The organism is Flavobacterium sp. H4147, from assembly GCF_029360735.1.
Taxonomy (GTDB): Bacteria; Bacteroidota; Bacteroidia; order Flavobacteriales; family Flavobacteriaceae; genus Flavobacterium; species Flavobacterium endoglycinae.
Genome location: NZ_JARKNB010000005.1, coordinates 151,032 through 167,849 on the forward strand (window position 1 = coordinate 151,032; position 16,818 = coordinate 167,849).

Sequence of the window (16,818 nt, forward strand, 5' to 3'; positions counted from 1 at the left end):
AATTTTGAAAAGGAAAACAAAACTATAAGTACCTATTTTTAAATTAAGTTATGTACAACATCAATCCATTTTTATTGCTTATTCTGCCTTTAATTTTTCAGTTGGTATTGGGCCGAATGGCGATTCGAAAAACGATACGATTCCATTTTTTAACCGTTAGTTTAATCAGCTTTATTTTGCAGCTCGGTTTTTCGTATCTAGCAATTGAAATTGTTTCTCAAAAATTAAACGAAGCAGCAAATGGTCGAGTGCACTGCGGAATGCCAATTGTAGGAGTTGTTTTTATGGATTTGTTATGTATTGGAGCCTTAATTACAATCATTATAGTTCAATATTTCCTTAAAAGACGTTATGAAAAAGCACAATAGCTGTATTATAACATTCATTCAAATCGTATTATTTAATTCATCAAAAATATTTATTAACATTCAAAAACAGAAAAAATGACAAAAGTACTCACCTTCGCCGCAGTTGCTCTATTTACAATTGGTTTACAGGCACAAGATGCACAGCCTGTTAAAAAAGAAAAAGCAAAAAAAGAATCTTGCTGTAAGAAAACAGACAAAAAAGATAAAAAATCTTGCTGCACAAAAAAATAATCGAAACCCGATTTCAACAAAAAGACCTCGCATAAACGAGGTCTTTTTTATTTGTGGTGAAAAATTCGTACTTAACATTTACAGAGTTTGAAACTTTGTAAAAGTTCTTATTCATAAAATATTTTGAATTTGTCACGAAAAGATCACTTAACGGTTGCCACATTTCCTGTACGTTTGAGTACGCCCCAGCCTTGACTTTCACCTTTAATGGCTCTTCTTAATGCTCTAAATAAAATAACATACATTAATTGTCGGTACACAAATCGCTGCGGAATCAGCCATATTAATTTGGTCAGTTTTTCCTTTTCAAAAAGAAAAGCAATTACACTCACCAGCATATCAACCAGCATGAAAGCAATATAATAAATTAGAATTTTATGGAGGCTGTCGGGATCATTTTGATTCCAGATGAGACTTAAAATAAGAACCAAATCAGCTAAAGGTGCAAAAATGGGCAGTACAATCTGAAAAATCAAAATATTAGGCAGAGCCACCATTCCCAAACCTTTATACCTCGGATTAAAACAAGCATCTCTATTTTTCCAGAAAGCCTGCATAACACCATAACTCCAGCGAAAACGCTGTTTCATAAATTCTTTTAAACTCTCTGGAGCTTCTGTTATCGCTACTGCTTCAATACAATTTATAATATGGTAGTCGTTTCGTAAAATACGAATTGTTAAATCGCAATCTTCCGCAAGAGTATCTGTTGTAAAACCTCCCGCTTTTTGTATGGCTGTTTTCTTAAATGCACCAATTGCACCTGGAACGACAGTTATTCCGTTGATTAAATCAAAAGCTCTTCTGTCAAAATTTTGTGCGGTGGTATATTCAATACTCTGCCATTTGGTAAGCATTGTATTTTCGTTTCCAACTTTTACATTTCCAGCAACAGCACCAACTTCTTCATTATTTTTCAACTGAATCCTAAATCCTTTCATTAATTGCGAAACAGCATCGGTTTTTAATTGCGTATCAGCATCAATGCAAATTACATATTCGCTTTCGGTCAATTCAATTCCATAATTTAATGCCGAAGCTTTTCCTCCATTTGGTTTTGTGTGGACTTTTACTTTTGGATTATTTTCGAAAGCATTTCTAATCATTTCAAATGTTTTGTCTTTCGATCCATCATCCACAAAAACAATATCATAATCAGAATAATCTTGACATAGTAAATTTTCAATCGTTTTTACGGCATTAATTTCTTCATTATAAGCTGGAACAATGATGCTTACTTTTGGAAAATCATTTAATGAAGATTTATAAACTGGCGGTTGTTTATGATCTTTCCATTTTTTTACAAATGCCATTACTGCCATTAAAGTAATTCTCAGAAAACCTAGAAAAATGGCCACCCAAAATGTTGCTGCAATAAAATTTCCAAACCAATATCCGAAATCGAAAATTAAGTTATCTAATGAAACAAACTGTCCTTTTGCTTCAGGCATAATGTCTTGTTTTGGTTTACCCAGCAAATGCGAAACAGTTGTAAACTGAATATTCTTGTCTTTAAAATATTTAATAATTCGAGGCAGAGCTTCTACAGTTGCTTGTCTATTTCCGCCCGCATCGTGAAGCAGAATAATTCCTTTATCTGGATTGGCTTCATATTGTTTTATGGTCCTGATGTAAATGGAATCGGCACTGACACCTTTTTCCCAGTCATTTGGATCGATACTTTCTCCAACTGTATAATAGTTTTGCGCTTTACTTAAAGCAATTGGTTTCAGTTCTGCTTCTGTTGTGGGTTCTGAATCTGCATTATAAGGTGCTCTAAAAAGAACGGTACTCTTTCCTGTAACGGCTTCGATTAACAATCGTGTGGTTTCCATTTCAGCCGATGCTCTTTCTGGACTTACCAAAGCAATATTAGGATGTGTAAAAGTATGATTTCCTATTTCGTGGCCTTCATTATATATTCTTTGAAGCAAAGGAATATTGCTTTCTCCTTGTATCCCAATAACAAAAAATACCGCTGGAACTTTTTCTCTTTTTAAGATATCTAAAATCTGAGGCGTGTACAACGGATCTGGTCCGTCATCAAAAGTTAAAATGACTTGTTTGTTAACATTTCCAAATTTACTGATCACGTATTTGGTGGGTAATTCAACATATTTTTGTTCCGTGATAATCGTTTCGTCTTTGTCTATTTCCAATTCTATCTTTCCAGGCGCAGGGTCGGCAATTACATTCAATATTTCACCATCGCCAATATAAGCCGGACTTTCAATTCGAGTATTAACTCGTTTCATTACTTTAAAATCGAAAGGTTTTTTCTTAAGACTTTCATTGGTTAAACTCCTTTGGTAATAACTCCAAAGTCTTTGATCTTCGCTTCCTAATCTCCACAAAGCAGTTCCTGCCAAACCGTATTCATCACTAAATCGAATAGTATTAAAATTAGTTGCCGCATCTTCAAAATCCACTTCATGTTTTTTACCATTGCCGTCAGTATAATGAAATGAATTATTATAACTGTTGTTGTCAAATTTTATAAAAGCATTATGCTGTTTAGCTATCGCAATTGCTTGATCATAAGTAATAGTTTCACCTTCCTCTTTTTCCTGCCAATCATAACCATAACCAGCAAAACAAAGAATAATTTTGTCTGATGGGATTTCCTTTGCCGTTTTATCTACAATCCTTTCAATCCATTTTTGGCTGCTCACTTCACCTGGAATACTGCTTGCATAATGCTCATCGTAAGCCATTAAAAACATATAATCATTATACTTTGACAATTCTTTGATATTAAAATCGTCATCGCCGGCCATTATATCCTGAGAGACCAAATAGCCCAGAGGATGCAGTTTTTGATATAATTCTTTCTGAAAGTCTATTATAGGCTGGTCGCTGTTTTCTTTAAATTCTTCAAAATCTATATTAATTCCCTGTAATTTGTATTGATCCAGAGCCTTTACAATATCATTAATGAGTCTTTCTTTTTTGGACTTATCATGTAGAATTCGATGAATTAAATCGCCATCAAAATCTCCTTCACCCAGTGATTCATTGATATTATTAATTAGCGGAACTATTTTTACCTTCGCTTTTTTCATCACCTTGAGCGCTGCGGTATCAATTTCGGTTTTTAGCAAATCAGTTTTTGGATCAATAAAAAACCATTCTGGAACTACCATATTGAGTTTATTGACGTTTTTTTTAAGCGAAAATAAACTTTGAGGATCCCAATCAACATAAAAAGCAGCTCGAATTTGAGTTGCTGTTTTAGGAATTTCGTGCTGCTTTTCAAGCTTTTCTATTTTAGATTTTGATCTTAAAAAGTAATCAAAACCTTTAAACTTTTTTAGTTCTTTTACGCTTAATTTTTTTGGCACAGTAGGATTTTCCAAGGTTTTCCCTGTGGTTGATTTATTTGCTAAAAGCGGTAGTTCTGGTTTTAAACCTCTTTTTAAAGTGAGATAAAAAATAGGAACCATTAAAATAAGAAGAAACAAAATAAGTCGGCTGGACCATTGAAATGTTTTCCAACGTTTTTTAGTCTCTGTTTGAAATATTTGTTTTTTTCCCTCCATATATTCTTTTTTTGAATGAAATAATTATTTGACATAAAAAATACAAAAGAGTATTTTTCCTACAAATATAGATTCTATTTTGAATATAAAAGTAATATCGGCACATGAAGACGAAATGAAAAACGGAATGATTACAATCTTCACTTAATAATTTTGAAATAAATGTACGAAAGAAAACGTAACAACTAGCAAAACAACAAAACAAAAGAAGCTGAAATACAGTTAGTTAAAGCAAAAAATAGCATTAAGACATAAAAAAAGCCTGCTTTTACAGCAGGCTTTCAACGTATTTTAAAATTTTAATTTATTTCACACGAATACTCCATTCAAAATCCATTTCAGAAACCTGAACACCTTCTTCATTTGTTCCGATAGACTTCATCCAAAAGGTTTGCCCTTCTCCTGTTTCAATTGTTTTTTTGATAGCATCGGCAATTAAATGTCCGTCATTGCAGACAAATGTAATTCTGCCAGTTGCTTTTTTCGTAAAGTTTCCTTTGTTATTGGCCACCAGCATCGATATCTTTTTACCGCTTTTTTGAATTTGAGAAATAACCAAAGCACCAGTTGTTAATTCGGCAGCCATTGCCTGAACGGCAAAATACATAGAATTAAAGGGATTTTGATTAATCCATCTATGTTTGACACTTACGACACATCTGTCTTTATCAATTGCTTTTACACGTACACCACAAAAGTACGCCGATGGTAATTTGAACAATACAAATTTGTTGAGTTTCGATACAGAAATTGCCATTTGATATATTTTTTATGTAAAAATACAAAAAAACTATGCACGCACAATAAATTGACACTACTTTATAAAACCATCAGTAAACACAGTACTTAGCAATGATTTTCAAATATTTACAGTTGTTTTTCGAATTCTAATTTTGTTAAATTTTTGTTAATATTTGGTACTATGTAAAACAAGATACTGTTTTTTGAACATATATTTGCATAAGAAAATACTATATACTTTTAATCATGGAAACAACAACACCACTCATCATGGAAAAGACATCAGAAAAGAATACTTCGGCATTCACACATTTAAGTACATTAAGCCAATATGTAATTCCGTTTGGAAATTATATTTTTCCAATCATCATCTGGTCGAGCTACAAAGACAAATCAGAATTTGTAAACCACCACGGAAAACAGGCTTTAAATTTTCAGTTAAGCTTATTGCTTTACACTTTAATTTTAGCATTAATCGCGGTTCCGGTTTTCTTTACTGTGTTTTTGCAAAACCTGCCAATCGAAGCTGTTTTTAACGATCACGATTTTGAAATCACAAATTTCAATATTGAAGGCAACATTGGACTTTTAAGCGTTGGAATAACAGCTGTTATACTTTTCGGACTTCTAAAATTTGTTGAGTTCTTTTTAGTGATCTATGCTTCTATAAAAGCTTCAAACGGAGAATTATACAAATATCCGCTTACGATTCCTTTTATAAAGTAGTCAGCAAAAAGGTTAAAAGTTATATGTTATACGAACTAATTCTAACAGAATAAATTCGACAACAATCAATCATCAATCAAAATCATCATCAATCAAAAAACGAATTGTTCAATCAAAAAAAAACGAAATGAAATTATGAACATTGAAAACACAAAAGCACAGATGCGCAAAGGTGTTCTTGAGTTTTGCATCTTATCTGTTTTAAAAGAAAAAGACGCATACACATCTGAAATATTAGACACTTTAAAAAATGCGAAATTACTAGTTGTTGAGGGAACTGTTTACCCGCTTTTAACTAGATTGAAAAACGACGGTTTACTTAATTATCGCTGGGAAGAATCAACATCTGGACCACCGCGAAAATATTATGGATTAACCGAAATAGGACAAACATTTTTAAACGAACTTAGCGGAACCTGGACAGAATTATCAGATGCCGTAAAACTAATCACCAATCAAAATCAATAAGTCATGAACAAAACAGTAAATATTAACTTAGGCGGTATGTCTTTTCACATTGATGAAGATGCATATTTAAAATTGTCACGCTATTTTGACGCTATAAAACGATCACTTAACAATTCATCTGGACAAGACGAAATCATAAAAGACATCGAAATGCGTGTTTCTGAACTTTTAACAGAGAAACAAAAAAGCGACAAACATGTTGTTGGACTGAAAGATGTAGATGAAGTGATTGCGGTTATGGGACAACCGGAAGATTACAGACTTGAAGACGAAGAAAACACTAATCAGTCTTTTAAAAACTATAATTCAAGAAGTCACAAAAAATTATACCGTGACAAAGAAAACGGTATGATTGGAGGTGTTGCAACGGGTCTTGCACATTATTTCGGAATAGACGCTGTGTGGATTAAAATCGTATTCTTAATCTTTGTTTTCGCAGGATTTGGAACTGGTATTTTGGCTTACTTCGTGCTTTGGGTGGTAACACCTGAAGCCGTTACAACGTCTGAAAAACTTGAAATGACCGGAGAACCGGTAACTATTTCGAATATCGAAAAAAAAGTACGCGAAGAAATTGATTCATTATCTGAAAAATTCAAAAATGCAGATTATGACAAAATGGGAAACCAAGTAAAGTCGGGAGCTGAGAGAATAAGTAGTTCATTTGGAGACTTTGTCATGACGGTTTTTAAAATCTTTGCTAAATTTTTAGGCGTTGTATTAATCATCGCAGGGATTTCGACTTTAATAATGCTCTTAGTGGGAGTTTTTACTTTAGGAACTAACATTTTTGTTGAATTTCCTTGGCAGAATTTTATTGAAGCAGGAAACTTTACAGAATATCCTCTTTGGTCATTCGGTTTGTTAATGTTTTTTGCGGTTGGGATTCCGTTTTTCTTCTTAACACTTTTAGGTTTTAAATTGTTATCTCCAAACTTAAAATCAATTGGAAACATTACAAAATACACACTTTTAGCTATTTGGATTATTGCGATTGCTATTTTAGTAAGCATCGGAATTAAACAGGCAACTGAAATTTCACACGACAATAAAATTATCGAAAAAAGATCTTTCAGCATTAAGCCAACAGATACTTTATATGTAAAATTTAGATACAGTGATTATTACGCAAAAAGCTTAAATCATTACAGAGAATTTGAATTTGTACAGGATTCTGCCAACAATGAATTAATTTATTCTAACGATGTTCGTTTACATGTTTTACATACAGATGAAGCATCACCATTCATTCAGATCGAAAAAAGTGCAAGAGGAAACTCTTTTACAAATGCTAAAAAAAGAGCAGAAAAAATTACTTATAAGTTTCAGATTAATGGAAATCATTTAATTTTGGATAATTATTTTCTGACAGATGTTAAAAATAAATTCAGAGGACAAGAAGTTGACATCTATTTATATCTACCAGAGGGACAATTACTTAAACCAGACAGTTCTGTTAGAGATTACTTTAATTATGATGACGATTTTTTTAATCTGAATTACAATGGAGATTACAACTATAAAGTTATCGGATCAAAAGTAAAATGTCTAAACTGTCCAACAGATGAGAATGAAAATCATGATGGGGATCAAGATGAAGACTACAATACTGAAGAAAATGCAATTGAAAACGATACTGTAAAAGAAGTTTCTATCAAAATAAACGGAAAAGAAGTTCTAAACGGTAAAAAAACGAAAGGCAAACTAACCACAGATAAAAACGGAGTTATAATTAAAATTAACTAAACCATGATAAAAATAATCATTCATATTACGAAATTTATAATTGCAACGATTACCGCATTATTATTTGCATCGTGTAACTTCAACATGAATTCGATTGAAGGAAGCGGCAATGTAACGACTGAAAAAAGAATTGTTCAGGGAGATTTTAAAAATATCGAAGTAAGCAACGCTATAGACTTAGTAGTCCAGCAATCTGATTCGGTAGAAATTAAAGTAGAAGCCGATGATAATCTTCAAAAAGAAATCATTACAAAAGTAGAAAATGGCACTTTGATTATTAAATGCAAATTCTCTTCTTTCCGCAACATCACAAAGAAAAAAGTAACCGTAAAATTGCCTACTATTGGTAAAATCGAAGCCTCTAGTGCGGCGAGCGTTCAAAGTCAGAATACAATTCATGGAGAAGATATTGAACTAGAAACTTCAAGCGCGGCTTCGATGAATGTAGAAGTGGAATCTGACAATATTTCTTGTCATACAAGCAGTGGAAGTTCAATTAATATTAAAGGTAAAGCTTTAAAAATTAAAACATCAGCGTCTAGTGGTTCTTCTATAGAAGCCGGACAATTATTAGCCAATGATGTGGATGCCGAAGCTTCTAGTGGTTCAGTAGTTAAAGTCCACCCTATTTTAAGCCTAAAAGCAGAAGCAAGCAGCGGTGGAAACATTAATTACAATAATGTGCCTAAAACTATTAACAGAAACTCAAGTTCAGGAGGAAGTGTCAGCGAAGGTTAATACACCGAAAGCGCTAAATATAAAAGAAATCATTCATCTAAAGTGGATGATTTTTTTATATTTGCTAAAATCAAATTAAGAATAATGAGAAAAAATACAGCCCTGCTTTTATTACTTTTAGTGACCACATTCACCTTTGCTCAAAAACGAGAAAAAATAAAGGGATCTAAAATCGTAACTACCTCAATTAAAGATGTTGGAAGTTTTAATGGACTTGAAGCAGATGACAATCTAGAAGTTTATTTAGTAAAAGGAGACAAAAACGAAATTAAAATTGAAGCCGATGACAACCTACACGACATCATCGCTTTTGATTTAAGAGAAAATATATTGAGAATTTATACTTCGAAAGAAAGTACAATTTTCAAAAAACTAGCTGTTCATGTTACTTATACCGGTACATTTAATAAAGTAATTGCAAAAAATGAAGCTAAAATTTACGCTATTCAAGAACTTCAGTTAGACGATATCACATTCAGTAGTTTTGATTTTTCACGATTATATTTAAATGTAAACGCTAAAAAATTCAACTTAATTGGTGATGACAAATCTAAAACGGAATTAAACCTGAAAGCAGATGACGGAAATTTACAATTGAGCAAATATTCATCTATCAAAACACTAGTTTCTGCAATTAAATTCAAATGTGACTTGTACCAAAAAGCAACTGCTGCTATCGAAGGAATTGCTGAAAAAGCGACCATTCGTTTAGATAATAACTCAATTTTTACAGGAGTAAAATTCACATTGAAAGATGCCAATATTACAGCTGAAAACAATGCTGTGGGAAGTATTTTAGCCGATACAACAGTTTCAATAGCAGTGGGAGATAAAGCAGAACTTTCGTTATACGGAAATGCGGCAATTCAATTAACTCGCTTTTCTGAAGAGGCTAAGTTGTTTAAGAAGATTAAATAAGTCGCGGGTTTTAGTATTCAGTGTTCAGTATTCAGTGTTCAGTATTCAGTGTTCAGTATTCAGTATTCAGTCACAGTCTGAAAATATTATAAAAAAAGTCCCAATCTTAATCTGATTGGGACTTTTTTTATATAGTCTGAAAACTGTCACTGTGACTGAAAACTGCGACTGAAAACTAAAAACTGCGACTAAAAAAAATTACTCCTTAGAAGCTAAATATCTTTCAGCATCCAAAGCGGCCATACATCCTGTACCTGCAGCAGTAATCGCCTGACGGTATACATTATCAGCTGCATCTCCTGCTACGAAAACACCTTCAACATTTGTTTTAGAGGTTCCTGGAATATTAACGATATAACCTGTTTCGTCTAAAGTAATATAATCTTTAAAGATATCAGTGTTTGGTTTGTGTCCAATTGCTACGAAGAAACCTGTTGCAGGAATTTCGACAACTTCTCCTGTAGTTTTATTTAAAGCTTTAATGGCGTGTACTACGTTGTTGTCTCCAAGAACTTCAACAGTATCGTGATTCATTAAAATTTCGATGTTTTCTGTTTTGCGAACGCGTTCTTCCATAATTTTAGAAGCTCTGAATTTTTCGCTTCTTACTAACATCGTTACTTTTTTACAAAGTTTAGATAAGTAATGTGCTTCTTCACAAGCAGAATCTCCAGCTCCAACGATTACAACATCTTGGTTTCTGTAGAAGAATCCATCACACACAGCGCACGCAGAAACTCCACCTCCCATATTTAAATAATGTTGTTCTGATGGCAATCCTAAATATTTTGCAGATGCTCCTGTAGAAATAATAACTGTTTCACAGTGCAATTCGATTGAATCGTTAATCCAAACTTTATGAATATCTCCAGAGAAATCAACCTTTGTAGCCCATCCATCACGAATATCAGCACCAAAACGTTTTGCTTGTTCTTGTAATTGAACCATCATTTCTGGTCCTGTAACACCATCAACGTATCCTGGAAAATTTTCTACTTCATTAGTGGTAGTTAACTGACCTCCCGGCTGCATTCCTTGATATAAAACCGGATTCATATTTGCTCTGGCCGCATAAATAGCTGCAGTATAACCTGCAGGTCCAGAACCGATAATAAGGCATTTAATTTTTTCGATTGTATCTGACATAATGTGTATTGTTTTTAAGAGATGCAAATGTAAACTTTATTATAAAAAATAACGCCGAAAATAAATCCTAAATAACTATCTCAAAATAAGTTTTATTTATTTTCATTTTTTCCTTTTGTAAACGAAATTTATTTATATCTTTGCATCCGCTTTCGGGCAGTACAGCAAAACATCTTCGGGGTGTAGCGTAGCCCGGTTATCGCGCCTGCTTTGGGAGCAGGAGGCCGCAGGTTCGAATCCTGCCACCCCGACAAAAGTCTTTTCATTTTTGAAAAGACTTTTTTTTGTTTTAAACTTAAACATAAAACTTTGCGTCTTCGCGACTTTGCGAGCTATTTCCAAACAAAGTCAAAATGAAATAAATAGCCACGAATTCACGAATTTTCTTTTTAATTACTTCATCTAATATTGTTCGAATTAATTCGAATGAATAATAGCAAAGATTTAAAAAAAATAATTCGTGAATTCGTGGCGAAAAAACTAACAACCCAACGGTCGAAACCATTGACTATATTCCAACCAAAGCAGAAACGAAACAAATAGTATTCGCCACACCCCAAGCGATAGCGAACTCACGAAGCAATTCACGAATTATTTCTTTTTATAATAGTATTCGAAATTAATTCGAGAAAATAATCGTAAAGATTTGAAAAAAATAATTCGTGAATTCGTGGCAAAAAAAACTAACAACCCAACGGTCGAAACCATTGACTATGTTCCAACCAAAGCAGAAACGAAACAAATAGTATTCGCCAAGACCCGAGCGATAGCCAACTGGCGAAGCAATTCTCAATTTTTCTTTTTAATTACTTCATCTAATATTATTCGACTTAATTCGAAAAAATAACAGCAAAGATTTAAAAAAAATAATTCGTGAATTCGTGGAAAAAAAAACAATCTTATTATTTCTCCATACTTATATAAGAAGGATACGATTCACGATTTGGCAAAGTAAATTCCTCATCAAAAGGCTGAATTCCTTCTCCGTTGTTATAGACTGCTACACGTTTTGCACCAGTCGCTGTGCTTCCACCAGTACTATTAATAACATTCAGAATATTTCCAGAACCTGCAAAACGAGTAATACACATCTTTTCCAATTTTACATCCGGACTATTGGGTATTTCAAAACCGTTTTTCTTGTTCACATTTCCGTCCGTTCCTGTAAAAACCGCATACGATCCCATTCCAATTGTATGATGCTCTTTTACAGAATTGGCTACTTTAAATGCCGCATAACCATTCACTTTCCCTCCTTGACTACTCCATGCTGATTGGTTTGGAGCATCATATGGAGGTTCGTTTTGAAAGAAAAACGTTCTGCCTCGTTCCCCTAACCATAAAACTTCATATTCTTGAAAGTGTTCTACAAACAAAGCATAAAGTGTAACATCTTTTCCTGTAACAATAAGTCCGTTTTTACATCTGTCTCTTACCCAGCGTAAATCGCCGCCTTTCTGCGAACCATGATCGGCACGCCACAACCAGAAGTGATCGCCTACAACATTATTACTATTTATCTGCATCGCTGTTTGTATCTGTATATTTTTCGACTGAACTCCACCTACTCGGCAAGTAATATCTGTGAGCAGGATAGGATCTAAAGAATGATCAGCATTTGCTCCTTCATTACCAATTCTAACCTGATAGGTTGTACTATTAAACGAATCCATTAAAAGTCCAGCGATAACAATTCCGTCTTTATCATCAGCATAAATACATCCCCAAGTATTTTTATCAGTTGGTTCCAAAGTTACCGAAGCGATACCAGCTCCTAAAAGTATAGCATCTTTTCGGTTAACCTGAATAGGCGCATTCAATGCATAATGCCCCGGTGTAAAAAATATATTTTTACCCGCTTTAAGAGCCGCATTAATTTCAACATCAGTATCACCTTCTTTAGTTACATACCATTGAGCAAGCAAATCCTGAACTTTTCCCTGCCCCATATCTTTTGATGTCCATGATGTCCCTATTCTATCTTTCTGCCAAGCCGGAACAAATACTTTATATTCTCCATCGCTGTCTATAAAAAGAAACGGTTTTTCTTTGATAATTGGAGTTGTTGCTACTGGCGAATTTACATCATCTGCCTGCGGAGGATTTACACAACCCTGCCAAACCATATTGTACGAACCTCCCATAGTTCCTGAACCTGAAGGAAAAACAGTATTTCTGGTATACCATTGCTGTTGTCCGCCCCAGTTTGGTCTCGTTGATGTATAATGAGTATCGGCAATAAAACCGCCGCTTCCCCAAAAATTAGTACTCCCAATATCCGAAATATATTTTGAAGTCCCGTCAATTGATAATCTTCGTGCACTTGTTGACTGAGAAACTGTCCACGAAAAATCACGCATCACTTCTACATTTTCCACAGAACGCCAAAACGTACAAGTAGCATTTGCTCCCCCCGAAAGATGAGGTCTCGTGAATATCGCTCCCAGTTTAACATCTGAAGGCACTTTTCCCAGTCCTCCAATATGAGAATAAAACCCTAATTCAATTGAATTGGCTTCCGCCGATGACGCAGAACCTGAACCGCCAACATCATACGTTTGCCCGTTAACATTTGGTTTGAAATAATAAGCCTGACGTTTTGTAGTCCACTCGCCATTTGCCCCTCCTAAACCAATTGCTCCAAATTGGGAATTTATATCGTTTCTCGCCGTTTCTGCTTTTTCATGTTTTCTGTCATAGAAATACATATTATCGCCAAAAATCTGATTTTCTAGAGAAATTACAATCGTTATATTGTTACGAGTAACTTTATAATAGTTCTCGTACTTGTCTGTATTAGGTTTATTATCTGTAAAGCTTAGTTTAGAAGTAGAACCTACTGATACAAAATCGGTTGCCAAGCGGCTTCCACCTCTTGTAATTATATAATTTCCAGAAGTCCCGAAAGCCCCCCATGACAATATGATGGCATGTTTATTTTTATTATAAACAATTTTGCGTTCTATTTTATTCCCTTCTATTTTTTCATTGGATGAAAAAGGCGAAACAAAACTGCATAGAATCAGCATAAACAAAAATGCTGTAAATACCGAAATCACTTTTTTACTCATAAGAATCTTGATTTTTTGGTTTGATAGTTTGTATTACTAGTAATTTTTTAGGAAGCCTAAAATAGCAATAAACTTTAACCTGCCTCTCGATTTCTATTTTCAATTTTCTTATCAAAAACTATACAAAGCCTCATGATTTTGGCTTTTTATAACACAAATAAACCGTTTTGAATACATTTATTTTTTTATGGTGTCTTTTTTTTGCGGATTAAAGAATTCAAATTATGAAAGAAATTGCACTATTCATCGCCGTATTATTTTCCACCGCCTGTTTTTCGCAAAAAAATGAAACCCCAGCAGACTCCTGCAGTTCAATTGTAAAAGTCATACCTTATAAGAAAGACGCCCACGCTTCGTATTACCATGATAAATTTAATGGAAGAAAAACAGCCAGCGGAAAAAGATTCAATAACAATGATTTGACCGCCGCTCACAAAAAATTTCCTTTCGGAACCAGATTAAAAGTAACCAACGAGATAAACAATAAATCTGTTATTGTTGAAATTACAGACAGAGGTCCTTTTGTAAAAGGAAGAGAAATTGATCTGAGCAAAAGAGCTTTTATGGAAATTGCATCCAATAAAAAAAGTGGTTTAGTGTACGTAACCATCGAAATTTTAAAATAAAAAAAGAAAGCATATTTTCAAAAACAAAACGAGTTCTATTGCTTTTTTATGTAAAAACAGAAACTCGTTTCCTTAAATTTTGAAAGGTTATTCTATTTATAACTAAAATTAATTTCTGCGGAAGACCCATGAAACAACGATTAAGCGAAGTTTCATAAATGTTAACAAAATAGATTTTCAAAAACCATAAATAATTGTATTTTTACGGTTCAAAATTCAGAAAATAAATGGGCAAAATCATTGCTATTGCTAATCAAAAAGGAGGCGTTGGAAAGACTACTACATCAGTAAATCTTGCTGCCTCATTAGGTGTTTTAGAAAAAAAAGTATTGTTGATCGACGCTGATCCACAGGCCAATGCTACATCTGGTCTGGGCATTGACGTTGAAACAGTTGAAACAGGAACCTACCAAATTCTTGAACATACTGTAACACCAAAAGAAGCCATTTTAAAATGCACATCGCCAAATGTTGACGTGATCCCTGCTCACATTGACCTTGTTGCGATCGAAATTGAGTTGGTTGACAAAGAAAACCGCGAGTACATGCTTAAAAAAGCATTAGAAGAAGCAAAACAAGAATATGATTATATCATTATTGACTGTGCGCCATCTCTTGGTTTGTTAACCCTGAATGCTTTAACAGCTGCAGATTCAGTAGTAATTCCTATTCAGTGTGAATACTTTGCACTTGAAGGATTAGGGAAATTATTGAACACTATAAAGAGTATTCAAAAAATACACAACCCAGATCTTGACATTGAAGGTTTATTATTAACAATGTACGATTCAAGATTACGTTTATCTAATCAGGTTGTCGAAGAGGTTCAAAAACACTTCAACGATATGGTTTTTGATACTGTAATTCAGCGAAATGTAAAATTAAGTGAAGCTCCAAGTTTTGGTGAAAGTATCATTAATTATGATGCTACAAGCAAAGGTGCTGTAAACTATATTAATCTAGCTCAGGAAATTATAAAGAAAAACAGTAAATAGTTTTTATGACAAAAGCAATTAAAAAACAAGCCTTAGGAAGAGGATTATCAGCATTATTAAAAGATCCAGAAAACGACATTAAATCGGTAGAAGACAAAAATGCCGATAAGGTTGTTGGAAATATTATTGAGCTTGAAATAAGTGCTATCGAAATAAATCCATTTCAGCCTAGAAGCAATTTTAATGAAGAATCATTACGTGAGTTAGCCACTTCTATTAAAGAACTTGGTGTAATTCAACCTATTACTGTTCGAAAGTTAGACTTTAATAAATATCAGTTAATTTCTGGAGAGCGTCGTTTACGTGCTTCTACTTTAATTGGCTTAACTCATGTTCCGGCATACATTCGTATTGCTAATGACAATGAGTCATTGGTTATGGCATTGGTTGAAAACATCCAGCGTCATGATTTAGACCCAATCGAGATTGCTCTTTCTTACCAGCGTTTAATTGACGAAATTCAATTAACACAAGAACAGATGAGCGAGCGCGTTGGAAAAAAACGTTCAACAATTTCTAACTACTTACGTCTTTTAAAACTAGATCCGATTATCCAGACAGGTATTCGTGATGGCTTCATCAGTATGGGACACGGTCGTGCGATTATCAATATTGAAGATTTAGATGTTCAGACAGATATCTATCAAAAAATCGTAAGCCAGAATTTATCTGTTCGTGAAACTGAAGCTTTAGTTAAAAATTATCACGAAGGACAGCAGCCAAAAGCCGAAGGAAAACCTAAAGCAGATTCTGCATTTGTAGTGAGAGAAACTCAAAAAAATACTTTCAACGACTATTTTGGTTCGAAAGTTGATATTAAAGTCGCTGGCAACGGAAAAGGAAAAATTACCATTCCATTTAATTCTGAGGCCGACTTTAACCGAATTATAAAATTAATTAACGGATAGTGAATAAAATTGTCCCCATAAGTTTATTGTTCTTTCTCATAGGAACCGTATCTCTTTTTGCCCAGGTAAAAAAAGACACGGTTTTGGTCGTAAAAGACACTACTGCATTGCAGGAGATAGACCCGCTGACACCAGCAAAAGCAGCATTCTATTCTGCTATATTGCCTGGTTTAGGTCAGGCATACAATAAAAAATACTGGAAAATCCCGCTTGTGTATGGAGCAATTGGAACCAGTTTATATTTCTACATTGACAACAATAAAAAATACCATGATTATCGTGATGCCTACAAACGAAGATTAGAAGGCTATAACGACGATAATTATCAGTTTCTTGATGACAGCCGATTAATTGCTGGTCAAAAATTTTATCAGAGAAACAGGGATTTATCTGCCTTATTTGTTGTTGGTTTTTACGTTTTAAACATTATCGATGCCAATGTTGATGCGGCATTACTTCAATTTAATGTAAACGAAAGACTATCAATGCGTCCGGAAATTTATCCGGCAGATGTAACATTTAAACCAAACGTTGGACTAACTTTTAACTATCGTTTTTAAGCAGAATTTTTCTGTTTAAAATTCACAAACAATAATA

At 33.7% G+C, this 16,818-nt stretch carries 15 protein-coding genes and 1 tRNA gene; 12 read left to right on the forward strand and 4 right to left on the reverse strand.

The window, feature by feature from the left end:
• Nucleotides 1–50: 50 nt before the first annotated feature.
• Both P2W75_RS21000 and P2W75_RS21005 read left to right on the forward strand, forming a co-directional pair.
• A complete protein-coding gene (locus tag P2W75_RS21000; protein WP_207294832.1) occupies nt 51–368 on the forward strand; it encodes a hypothetical protein in 318 nt (105 codons plus the stop codon).
• Between the two features lie 75 nt (nt 369–443).
• Nucleotides 444–599, forward strand: coding sequence for a hypothetical protein (locus P2W75_RS21005; RefSeq protein ID WP_207294831.1), 156 nt, complete (start codon nt 444–446; stop codon nt 597–599).
• Between the two features lie 143 nt (nt 600–742).
• Here P2W75_RS21005 and P2W75_RS21010 read toward each other — a convergent pair whose 3' ends face one another.
• Nucleotides 743–4,138, reverse strand: coding sequence for a polysaccharide deacetylase family protein (locus P2W75_RS21010; RefSeq protein ID WP_276381967.1), 3,396 nt, complete (start codon nt 4,136–4,138; stop codon nt 743–745).
• 304 nt (nt 4,139–4,442) lie between these two features.
• Complete coding sequence (locus P2W75_RS21015) at nt 4,443–4,895, reverse strand: DUF4442 domain-containing protein (RefSeq protein WP_207294829.1); 453 nt, start codon at nt 4,893–4,895, stop codon at nt 4,443–4,445.
• A gap of 254 nt (nt 4,896–5,149) precedes the next feature.
• On the opposite strand from P2W75_RS21015, the gene P2W75_RS21020 reads away from it, so the two are divergent.
• From P2W75_RS21020 to P2W75_RS21040, 5 genes are all read left to right on the forward strand, one after another.
• Nucleotides 5,150–5,605, forward strand: a complete 456-nt coding sequence (locus tag P2W75_RS21020; protein ID WP_276381968.1) for a DUF4870 domain-containing protein — start codon at nt 5,150–5,152, stop codon at nt 5,603–5,605.
• Nucleotides 5,606–5,740: 135 nt separating this feature from the next.
• Complete coding sequence (locus P2W75_RS21025; RefSeq protein WP_017498072.1) at nt 5,741–6,073, forward strand: PadR family transcriptional regulator; 333 nt, start codon at nt 5,741–5,743, stop codon at nt 6,071–6,073.
• A gap of 3 nt (nt 6,074–6,076) precedes the next feature.
• Nucleotides 6,077–7,819 carry a PspC domain-containing protein gene (locus P2W75_RS21030; RefSeq protein ID WP_276381969.1) on the forward strand — a complete coding sequence of 581 codons (1,743 nt, stop codon included), beginning with the start codon at nt 6,077–6,079 and terminating at the stop codon, nt 7,817–7,819.
• A 3-nt stretch (nt 7,820–7,822) separates the two neighbouring features.
• A complete protein-coding gene (locus P2W75_RS21035; RefSeq protein WP_207294827.1) occupies nt 7,823–8,557 on the forward strand; it encodes a head GIN domain-containing protein in 735 nt (244 codons plus the stop codon).
• 84 nt (nt 8,558–8,641) lie between these two features.
• Nucleotides 8,642–9,475, forward strand: coding sequence for a GIN domain-containing protein (locus P2W75_RS21040; protein ID WP_207294826.1), 834 nt, complete (start codon nt 8,642–8,644; stop codon nt 9,473–9,475).
• A 198-nt stretch (nt 9,476–9,673) separates the two neighbouring features.
• Here P2W75_RS21040 and trxB read toward each other — a convergent pair whose 3' ends face one another.
• Nucleotides 9,674–10,621 (reverse strand): thioredoxin-disulfide reductase, encoded by a 948-nt coding sequence (trxB, locus tag P2W75_RS21045; RefSeq protein ID WP_207294825.1) that lies wholly within the window; start codon nt 10,619–10,621, stop codon nt 9,674–9,676.
• Nucleotides 10,622–10,797: 176 nt separating this feature from the next.
• On the opposite strand from trxB, the gene P2W75_RS21050 reads away from it, so the two are divergent.
• A tRNA-Pro gene (locus P2W75_RS21050) sits at nt 10,798–10,872 on the forward strand.
• Between the two features lie 651 nt (nt 10,873–11,523).
• Here the strand turns inward: P2W75_RS21050 and P2W75_RS21055 are convergent.
• Nucleotides 11,524–13,692 (reverse strand): hypothetical protein, encoded by a 2,169-nt coding sequence (locus P2W75_RS21055; protein WP_276381970.1) that lies wholly within the window; start codon nt 13,690–13,692, stop codon nt 11,524–11,526.
• 224 nt (nt 13,693–13,916) lie between these two features.
• Here P2W75_RS21055 and P2W75_RS21060 point away from each other — a divergent pair, with 224 nt between their 5' ends.
• From P2W75_RS21060 to P2W75_RS21075, 4 genes are all read left to right on the forward strand, one after another.
• Nucleotides 13,917–14,318: a septal ring lytic transglycosylase RlpA family protein gene (locus tag P2W75_RS21060; protein ID WP_276381971.1), complete on the forward strand. Its 402-nt coding sequence runs from the start codon at nt 13,917–13,919 to the stop codon at nt 14,316–14,318.
• Nucleotides 14,319–14,545: 227 nt separating this feature from the next.
• Nucleotides 14,546–15,313 carry a ParA family protein gene (locus P2W75_RS21065; protein WP_207294822.1) on the forward strand — a complete coding sequence of 256 codons (768 nt, stop codon included), beginning with the start codon at nt 14,546–14,548 and terminating at the stop codon, nt 15,311–15,313.
• A 5-nt stretch (nt 15,314–15,318) separates the two neighbouring features.
• The gene (locus tag P2W75_RS21070; RefSeq protein WP_207294821.1) at nt 15,319–16,221 is read left to right on the forward strand and encodes a ParB/RepB/Spo0J family partition protein; all 903 of its coding nucleotides are present in this window, start codon (nt 15,319–15,321) and stop codon (nt 16,219–16,221) included.
• On the forward strand, nt 16,221–16,781 hold the full coding sequence (locus tag P2W75_RS21075) for a DUF5683 domain-containing protein (RefSeq protein ID WP_207294820.1): 561 nt from the start codon (nt 16,221–16,223) through the stop codon (nt 16,779–16,781). Before P2W75_RS21070 ends, P2W75_RS21075 begins: the two co-directional genes overlap by 1 nt.
• Nucleotides 16,782–16,818 lie beyond the last annotated feature (37 nt).